This window comes from Catenibacterium sp. AM22-6LB (genome assembly GCF_003435615.1).
Taxonomy (GTDB): Bacteria; Bacillota_I; Bacilli_A; order Erysipelotrichales; family Coprobacillaceae; genus Catenibacterium; species Catenibacterium mitsuoka_A.
In genome coordinates this window covers 1-8,698 of record NZ_QTUM01000024.1, presented here as the reverse complement: position 1 = coordinate 8,698, position 8,698 = coordinate 1, and the positions used below count along the sequence as shown (strand labels likewise).

Genomic DNA, 8,698 nt, shown 5'->3' with positions numbered 1-8,698 from the left:
GCTCTTATTTCTTTGGGCGGTATGAAAGAAAATTTGATTAGATCATGTTTAAATAAATCACAGATCCATTTTGAATCTTTCTTGTCAGTTTTCTTCCCTTTAATTGCTTTGACATATTTTGGATGAGTTAAGTAAATATTGATTTCATCTTCCAAGATGTTGAAAATTGGAATCCAATATTTACCAGTAGATTCCATGCATGCATCAAAGCATTTGTGATTAATGAGCCACTGTTTAAGATTCAGTAAATCAGGGTTTAAAGTTGAAAACGTTTCTTGGATGTATTCGGTAATACGAGTTTTCTTATTAGTAATACCGATTGTAGCCACAATGATATTCTTGTGAACATCCATGCCACAGCAGATTGGTCTAACAATCTTCATAAAAAAATCTCTCCTTTCATTGAAAGAAGAGAAGTGGCATTGACTGCTATCTAAGCTAATCACTCAGTTGATTGTACAATCATAAGTGTCCTGGCTCTAAGTCCAACTTATTTGTGCTTGAAAAGATAGCGGCGACTTATAAAAATTCAGGATATTCTATTTGAGCAGAATTACCTACTCACCTTCACGTGCTCTGTAGTATACCACCTCTCTTTGATTATACTATTATATCGAGAGGCACACTATAGTTTTGGTGGATTTGAGTTTGATTAAATATTTGTGTCCGCGCAACGAAGGCGCGGGGAAATGGAGGAAAATATGAAAGTATTGTTAAAGGTTATCATGCGATTAGCACTTAGTGCTACACTATATTCACATGAAACAATGTCACTAGTAGGAATGTATGAACCAAAAAAGCCAAAACTCAAAAAAGATGGATCAAGATAGTTTTTATCTTGATTTCTTTTTACTATTTATTAGAATATAGAGGGAGTTGATGGGAAATTTATGAAAGCACTGATTATTGATGATGATGATTTTTTTATAAAACAATTTGTTCCACAAGTAGAGCTTCTTATGCAAACTACGTTTAAGGAATATACTGTTGATATTATTAATGAAAATTTCACTAGCATTAAAAGACTATTAGATTATGATATTATATTTCTAGATATAGACTTAAGTAATGAATATGTTAATGGACTGAGAATTGCAACTAACATTAAAGAAAGAAATGAGAATGCTTTAGTAATTTTTGTATCTAATAGAGTAGGATTAGTTCATAGAACACTAGCGGTTCAACCGACATATTTTATAAGAAAGAATAATACATTAAAAGATATGGAAGTTTTAACCATTATTATAAATAGAATTTTTAAAAGACGTCTTGATACTATTCTATTTGAATACATGGGGCGAAAAACTTCTCTAAAGGTTAGTGAAATAATATATGCTGAGTCATTGGGACATAATGTTATATTACATACTATTGATAATACATATGAGTTTCGTTCCAATTTTCAATCATTGCTAAAAAAATTTGATCATGTTAAATTCACACGAATTCATAAATCTTATGTTATCAATATTAATAAAGTATTAGAAATCAGAAAGAATGATATATGTTTAGAAAATAATATAATTTTACCGATTGGTCGAAAATATAAGGCAACAGTGTTAGATGACTACAAGGAGAGTTTATTATATGATATTTAATATTTTTATTAATTTTTTTGAAGATTTTGTCTTGAATTGTTTTTTGGCAAAATCTTTTAATGTAAAAAATAAATTTATGTTTGTCATACTTGGAACTTCATTTTCTGGATTAGCCACAACACTACTTGATAAATCAAATTCAATTAGTGAATATATATTGTTAGGAGTAATATTCTTGATTGAACTCATTCTATTAAGATTTTTCGAAGAAAGAATTACATTTAAGCATATATTATGTGTATTGTTGGGAATTTTCTTGATCATTTTTTCAGATTTTATTGCACTAAGCATTAGTTCTTGCATTTTTTCTATTGAGATATTTGATATTGCTGATAACTATAATATATTTGTATATACAATTATTTTGTCAAAGGTTATATTAGTTCTAGTATCATTTATTGCTACAAGATGCTTACTAAAAGCTAATATGGAATTACAGTTAAAAGAATGGTGGCCATTGATATTGATTGAGATTATAGTAGTAATTTCCTTATTTACTTTGTGTTATGGGATGATTTATTCATTATCTACTACAATAATTATCATTATCATGATTTTATTAAGTGGAATTGCTTTCTTTTCTATGGAGTTATCATACAAAATTCATAAAGAAGAAAAGTTAAAATTAAACTATATGTTAGAATCTCAAAAAAATATTCTTAATCAAGAAACATATGAAAAATTGCAATTTTTGAAGTGTGAAGTACTAGATATGGAACATAAGCTCATGTATATTTTACTTCAAATAAAAAATCAAACAATGAATAACAATATAAAGAAAATTGTCGATAATTATATTAAAAATTTATCTCAATATTCTGCTATATTTATTACTGATAATCCATATTTTGATACTGTAATGTGCTCTAAACTTAATGATTTATGGATAGAAGGTAGAAATTTTAAGATAAGTATATTTATTTCTAAAGATCCATTTTATGATCAGACGAATTTTGTAAAATTACTTTTAGATTTAATTGATTTATTTCACCAAATTAGCACATATTCCTGTGATATTGAAATCTCAATTATCGAAAAAAATCAATTTACTGTGATAAAATTAATAAGTCAACTGTGTAATACTAAAGAATTAGAATTATCGAAACAAGTATTAAATTATATCAGACAGTTAAATGGCAAAGTACGTTTAACAACGACAGCTAATTATAGTTCAGTTATTATATCTATTGCTCGAGAGGAGCTAGAAAATCATGTATAAAGGAATTAAGGACGCTATTAATGATATAATAAATGATTCTGAATATACAAAAGAAGCTTATATTTATGGATTTAAAGTCATCTTGTTAAATTTTATAACAATACTATCTGCATTACTAATATCACAAGTATATTTAAACCATATATGGACAGGACTATTTTTCTTAGTGTTTTTTATCCCCTTAAGAACATTAATAGGTGGTTATCATTGTAAAAATGCCTATACATGCATAATATCATTTTCAATCATATTTTTTATAACTATTTTATTGATTATATAAAATTATATATGTCTTTTTGACTATCTTTTTATATCTTCTTAAATGTCCGCAAAGCCTTATTTTATAGGCTCTACGGGCATTTTGCTTTTGTGGTAAACCTCACATATCTAGGTCTATCTTCTTATATTTTCGCTATCAAGCGTGGTTAAAATCGTGGTAAATACTTCTATGCGATTAGACGCTGAACCTCTGATTTTGCGGTATCTATGGACGCATGAGCGTACCAGTTCATTGTGATACTGATGTTTGAATGCCCCATGATATACTGTAAATCTTTTGGGTTCATGTTCTTGCTTGCCAGCCTTGTGCAGAATGTATGGCGTAGCGTATGCGGTGTGATATGTGGCAAGGGATTGTCCTTGTGGTGCTTGTTGTATTTCTTTACCATACGGACAAATAAAGTGCTGTAATCAATGGCAACTTTCGGCTTGCCTTTATGATTGACAAACAGAAAATTGCTCCGTCCGTCTTTCACAAATGGTTCTGCCTTTGAGCGTTTCTTCATAACCCGTTGAAATGCCTGTATTGTTTCTCTGCTTAATGGCACTTGCCTTATTCCGCTCTTTGTTTTAGGCGTTTCAATGTAATAGCCCTGTTCCTTGCTCTTTAATAACTGGTGGTCGATAACCACAACTTCATTCTTGAAATCAATATCGGCTACTGTCAATCCACACAATTCCGAGATACGAAGTCCTGTCTTTAACAGTATCAGCACATCATCATAATGCTTATGATACACATTGTCCGTCTTGATAAATGAGAGTAAGGCTTGTTCCTGTTCCTCTGTCAATGCGACTTTCTCTTTGGTATCATTTTCTAGGACTTCACTTAACTTGAAATCAAAGGGGTTTTTCCTCACATAATCATCTTGAATGGCTATGTAGAATGACGCTTTTAACGAGCGTTTATGGTTGTTAATGGTGTTGTAGGAAAAGCCTTTGTCTTTCATGCGTAACGCCCATTCCTTAGCGTCAGAGGGTTTTATCGTATCAATGCTCCTAGCACCTAACTTGTCCTCTTTCAATAACCGCATGAGTTGTTCCCGTTGTTTCATTGTGCTTTTCTTCACATTTGCCCTCTGTGCGTTCTGTTTGGCATAGAGTTGGCAAAGCGTCATTTTCTTGCCTGTGCTGTCGATACCGTCCTCAATATCCCGTCTTATCTGCTGTTCCAGTTCTCGAAGTGAGGGTTTTTCCCGTTTTCCCTTTGGTGTCGGGTCTGTGGGTGTCAATCTCCAAGCATACACATATTTTGTGTTTCCAAATGCGTCTACATATTTATATAAGTATTTCCCGTCTGTTCGTTGGCTCTCTCCAGTATGCAGGATACGACCTTTGTTATCCCGTCTTTTTTCTTTCATGGTGTCTGCTCCTTTCCTTGTTGGAAAGAGCCTTGATATGACTTGTGTTCATCATAACACATACAAGGCTCATTTGCATTAGATTGCGTCCAATTTGTCAATGACCTGTTCAAACTGTCGGCGTTTAATCTGTATGCGGTTGCCATTCATAATGAGCCAGCCAGCGTCCTTGTTTTCCTCTGCCAAGCGTCTTAACTTGTTTTCTCCGATACGGAAATACTTTGACGCTTCTTCAATGGTAAGGGTGTATTTTTCCCATACGGGAATATCGTTGTTGTTCATCAGATACCCCCTTTCCCATGTTTCGTGTCATACTGGATATAGGGGATAAGGTCGGTGCGGTTTATCCTCTGTAAATGGGCGGTTAATTTACTGGAAAGGGAATTGCTGTATCTTGCCTTATCAAGCATAGTTCCTACTTTTTCCAGTCCACCTAATGCGTCATGTTCTTCCAAGAAATAAAAACTTTTGACAGCGGAAATCACGCCACCCTCTGTGAGCCATTGCTGTGTTTCCTCAAGGGAATTATGCTGTTTGGGTACTTGCAGTTTTAAGACTTCCACAGCCCCTAAAAAGCGTTCCCAAAACCGACAAGTTTTCCACCTGCTCTTATTACTTTCGTTTCTGTTTGGTACGACAAAGCGTAGGTTGTTTGCCAATAGACCGAAAGCCAGTTCTCCAAGTTCCAGCGGTCTTTCCTTGAATGTCATGGCAAAAGCATGAGCCTTATCATCACGCAGTTGCATTTCTGTCCGTTTCCAACTGCCGACTTCATCAAGCGTCTTATTATGTTTTGAACAGACTTCCTTATCTTTATCATAAAAGCGGTAGGACAATCCCGATTTGCCAGCACCGATATAAACAGTCTTTGCGGTGTCGAAATCATCAAACTTGCTTTCGTCAAAGTGGTAGCCCTCACTATTAGAAATAAATTCCTCTTTTTCGCATTTCTTCTTTATCTGCTCTATGGTAAAGAATGGTTTTTCGTTCTTATCATCAATGGCAATATCAAGTCTTGTAAAGTGGAAGTTATCCCGTCCGTATCTTCGCTCGCAACGTCGGAATATATCCCCAAAGGTATAATTCCTACTGTCGAGAATACGGAAAATATCATCACAACCTCTGCCAGTCATAACAAGATAACAGCCTAGCCCTTGTGGATTGTCCTCTGTCTTTCTTGCGTTCCCCGATACATAAATATCTCCAATCTGCCAGCGTGCTTGATAGGTCTTGAATTTAACGCTTGCCGGATAGACATTGAAAATGTCAGTCGGTAAACCTAAAATGTGCATGATAACATCTTCAGCGGTTGCAGTATCAAATATAATGCTGATGTAATCAATCTTAACGGATAAATTTTTGTGTGTAGTTATAGTGCATTACTCCTTTCGTACTTCCCGTTTTTTGCGGGTAAAAATCGTGTTTTTTCCTTTATTTATCACAGTTTCTAGGTACTATGACATGTATGCGCAGGGCGGTGTTACATATACGCCCTCTGCGAACGCCTAAAGGCGTTCACTTTCTTCCTGTGCCTGTTCCGTTCTTAACGCTCACGTGCCTTTGGGAGGCACGTGGCTAAACGGAACAGCCCCAGTCAGAAACCCGATTTTCAGTCTGATAGTCCATGCCTATTCATGCTATCAAAATGAAAATACATCTTTTCTATGCTTACTCAAGCGTGTGATTGACCCTATCGTGCTTAATCACTCTATCTGATACGATAATAACGCCATTAGAATTACTTGTCAAGAAGTTTTTGTTGACTTTTCGATATATATTAAGTATGATATGCTTATAAATACCAATAAAAGCAATGAAAGGAGTGTTTATACTAAGTCATGGAGCATTACGAAAAGAAAATCAGTTTCTTAGGAGAAAACATACAGACCATAAGAAAACACAGAGGAATGAAGCAACAGGAACTTGCGGACAAAATCGGTATCAATATGCAGAGCCTTTCCAAGATTGAACGAGGTGTGAATTATCCTACCTTTGATACGTTAGAGAAGATAATGGACGTGCTTGGAGTAACGCCCAATGAATTATTATCGGGAGAATGGAAGTATATTGACCACACCGAGCCTTACATCATGGATATTATCAAACGGGAACAGGACTTTAATGTTTCCTTAGATTATCTGTCTGAAAATGAGTTTTTCAATGATGAAAAAGAATACAGATTTTACATGGAAACTATATTGATTAGATACATCAGCAATTATCTTTCTAATGAGGTTGTAGAAGTAGAAGAACTTATGGAAATCAAACAGTTGATACAGCGTCAAAAAATAGAACGTATGATGAAAGTACATAAGGAAATGCGAGGGTTAGACCGATACAGAGAACAGCCCAAAGAGTATAAATATCACGACCCTTATGATGATTGGATATTCCGTCAACTTGCAGATATTGACAACAGAAAAAACATTCCTAATACTTCTCCACAAGTAGACTTTAATGAGGGAGATTATGAAGACTATCTAAAGGCGAAATGGAACAGAGGTCTTTAATTTCCTCTTGCATGGAAGATACAGCAAACAAAAAGCCCAGTAAAGAGTGCAAAGCACCACCAATGGTGGCAAGGCTCTTGACAGGGCTTTTTCTTTTCTGTTGTGGGGTAATCAAGAGGAAGAAAGAAAAAGTGTGTATTTTCCAAGATAGAAAAATATTAAGGGGTATGTTGATTTTTGTTGTGGCGGATATATGGAACTGGTATAATACGGGTATGAAGAAAACGACAAATTATGAATTTGGAGGTATCCTATGAAACGAGAATTAGGAATTGCTAGATGTGGTCTTGCATGTTGTTTGTGTTCAGAAAATGTTGAGTGCAATGGTTGTGGCTCAAACGGTTGTCCAGGTAATGATACTTGTGAAAATAAAAAATGTTCGGCTGTAAAAGATTTGACACATTGTTATAAGTGTGAAGAAAATTGCAAGAAAGGATTATTGAGAAAAATTAAACCATACACATTTACTTTATTTGCTAAAAAATATGGAGAAGAAAAGCTTTTGGATTGTTTAGAGAGAAATGAGAAAAATGGAGTTGTGTATCATCGAGATGGCATAAACGGAGATTATGATGATTTTGATGATGTAGAGCAGTTAATGAATTTTATCTTGACAGGAGTGCGATAAATCCCAGTTTGACAACTTCATATCCATACACATAAAGCAGTTAGTCTTAGGATTGACTGCTTTTTAACAAAAGACACCGCTTAGGTGTTAAGGGTGTCTTTTTAGTGCTATTTTATTGTCATATCAAGGCTCACTCAATCGTAGTAAATTCGTGGTAAATTGAATAATTTTCTATACTTCAAATTGCTTGAAAGTATAGTGTTTATGCGGATAATCGAAAATTATATATAAAATTTCATAAAATTAATATATATTTTATGCTTGACTATATGTGTATATTTTTTTTTGCATATATTTTAATAATTATATTTAAGCAATCATTAAATAAAAAGTGTAGAGTCATTTCATTATTATATTTAATGATTGTCATATTTATATGGAATCAATTACTGCCTAATCTTCAAATTTTGATATTTTCGGCTACTTTTATAAATTTAGTGCTATTTTCAATAAAAGAATTATCTATAAAATTGCATAATTAATGTAAACGCCAAATAATTGATTATTATGGCGTAACTGACCAATAATTCCGATTTAACCTGATCATTAATTACGATACACTTGACCAATCATTCTGATTAGGTTGATCAATTATATTGGACATACTCCTTTTCTAGTAAAATTATGTAATAGATAAGCATCGAATCTACGTAATATTTTGTAAGCGCCAAATAATATAGATAATATGAAATGACCTCCTAGTTGTCAAAACGTGGATTTAAACTCATAATAAGAATAGAAAAATAAAAGTGAGTTGTTACCATAACGACAATAGGAGGTCACTATGAAAAGTATAATTTATATTGGAATGGATGTCCATAAGAAGACATACAGTTTATGTGCATTATTGAAAGAAACTGGTGAGATTATTGGGGAACTAAGATTCCTGCAGATGTAAGTCTTATCATCAAGTTCATTGAGAACGCCAAGAAATCAGCTGACAGTGATGATGTTCAGATCAAGACAGGTTATGAAGCAGGACGCCTTGGCTATTCTCTTTACTGGCAGTTAGTTGCAAAAGGTATCGAATGTGATATTCTTGCGCCATCAACTATGCATCGTTCTGCAAAAAATAAAGTAGTGAAGAATGATAGAAGAGATGC

The 8,698-nt window shown here is 33.7% G+C and carries 10 protein-coding genes; 6 read left to right on the top strand and 4 right to left on the bottom strand.

Translation table 11 applies throughout. The features are described 5' to 3' along the window. A partial coding sequence (locus DW269_RS12605; RefSeq protein WP_199412129.1) for a transposase occupies positions 1 to 383 on the bottom strand: 383 nt, incomplete at its 3' end. Positions 384 to 701: 318 nt separating this feature from the next. On the opposite strand from DW269_RS12605, the gene DW269_RS13120 reads away from it, so the two are divergent. Genes DW269_RS13120 through DW269_RS13205 form a run of 4 tightly spaced genes read left to right on the top strand, consistent with a single transcriptional unit; the run spans position 702 to position 3,097 of the window. Then, positions 702 to 830 (top strand): hypothetical protein, encoded by a 129-nt coding sequence (locus tag DW269_RS13120; RefSeq protein WP_255413845.1) that lies wholly within the window; start codon positions 702 to 704, stop codon positions 828 to 830. 60 nt (positions 831 to 890) lie between these two features. Continuing rightward, a complete protein-coding gene (locus DW269_RS06655; RefSeq protein ID WP_117459069.1) occupies positions 891 to 1,598 on the top strand; it encodes a LytTR family DNA-binding domain-containing protein in 708 nt (235 codons plus the stop codon). Continuing rightward, complete coding sequence (locus DW269_RS06650; protein ID WP_117459068.1) at positions 1,588 to 2,817, top strand: hypothetical protein; 1,230 nt, start codon at positions 1,588 to 1,590, stop codon at positions 2,815 to 2,817. The genes DW269_RS06655 and DW269_RS06650 overlap by 11 nt, the downstream gene beginning before the upstream one ends. After that, entirely contained in the window at positions 2,810 to 3,097 is a 288-nt protein-coding gene (locus DW269_RS13205) for an accessory gene regulator B family protein (RefSeq protein WP_117459067.1), read from the top strand. Before DW269_RS06650 ends, DW269_RS13205 begins: the two co-directional genes overlap by 8 nt. A 166-nt stretch (positions 3,098 to 3,263) precedes the next feature. Here the strand turns inward: DW269_RS13205 and DW269_RS06640 are convergent, their stop codons facing one another. From DW269_RS06640 to DW269_RS06630, 3 genes are all read right to left on the bottom strand, one after another. Beyond that, the gene (locus DW269_RS06640) at positions 3,264 to 4,457 is read right to left on the bottom strand and encodes a site-specific integrase (RefSeq protein WP_117459066.1); all 1,194 of its coding nucleotides are present in this window, start codon (positions 4,455 to 4,457) and stop codon (positions 3,264 to 3,266) included. Positions 4,458 to 4,535: 78 nt separating this feature from the next. Then, positions 4,536 to 4,739, bottom strand: a complete 204-nt coding sequence (locus DW269_RS06635) for an excisionase (protein ID WP_002607397.1) — start codon at positions 4,737 to 4,739, stop codon at positions 4,536 to 4,538. Further along, a complete protein-coding gene (locus DW269_RS06630; RefSeq protein WP_255413846.1) occupies positions 4,739 to 5,800 on the bottom strand; it encodes a replication initiation factor domain-containing protein in 1,062 nt (353 codons plus the stop codon). Before DW269_RS06630 ends, DW269_RS06635 begins: the two co-directional genes overlap by 1 nt. Positions 5,801 to 6,295: 495 nt before the next feature. Here DW269_RS06630 and DW269_RS06625 point away from each other — a divergent pair, with 495 nt between their 5' ends. Both DW269_RS06625 and DW269_RS06615 read left to right on the top strand, forming a co-directional pair. Continuing rightward, a complete protein-coding gene (locus tag DW269_RS06625; protein ID WP_117459064.1) occupies positions 6,296 to 6,967 on the top strand; it encodes a helix-turn-helix domain-containing protein in 672 nt (223 codons plus the stop codon). Between the two features lie 253 nt (positions 6,968 to 7,220). After that, the gene (locus DW269_RS06615) at positions 7,221 to 7,595 is read left to right on the top strand and encodes a DUF3795 domain-containing protein (protein ID WP_117459063.1); all 375 of its coding nucleotides are present in this window, start codon (positions 7,221 to 7,223) and stop codon (positions 7,593 to 7,595) included. Positions 7,596 to 8,698 lie beyond the last annotated feature (1,103 nt).

Excerpts from the sequence above, each read along its gene's own strand:
- DW269_RS06655 (WP_117459069.1), top strand. The coding sequence starts at position 891 with ATGAAAGCACTGATTATTGATGATGATGATTTTTTTATAAAACAATTT.
- DW269_RS06640 (WP_117459066.1), bottom strand. The coding sequence starts at position 4,457 with ATGAAAGAAAAAAGACGGGATAACAAAGGTCGTATCCTGCATACTGGA.
- DW269_RS06650 (WP_117459068.1), top strand. The coding sequence starts at position 1,588 with ATGATATTTAATATTTTTATTAATTTTTTTGAAGATTTTGTCTTGAAT.
- DW269_RS06625 (WP_117459064.1), top strand. The coding sequence starts at position 6,296 with ATGGAGCATTACGAAAAGAAAATCAGTTTCTTAGGAGAAAACATACAG.
- DW269_RS13205 (WP_117459067.1), top strand. The coding sequence starts at position 2,810 with ATGTATAAAGGAATTAAGGACGCTATTAATGATATAATAAATGATTCT.
- DW269_RS13120 (WP_255413845.1), top strand. The coding sequence starts at position 702 with ATGAAAGTATTGTTAAAGGTTATCATGCGATTAGCACTTAGTGCTACA.
- DW269_RS06615 (WP_117459063.1), top strand. The coding sequence starts at position 7,221 with ATGAAACGAGAATTAGGAATTGCTAGATGTGGTCTTGCATGTTGTTTG.
- DW269_RS06635 (WP_002607397.1), bottom strand. The coding sequence starts at position 4,739 with ATGAACAACAACGATATTCCCGTATGGGAAAAATACACCCTTACCATT.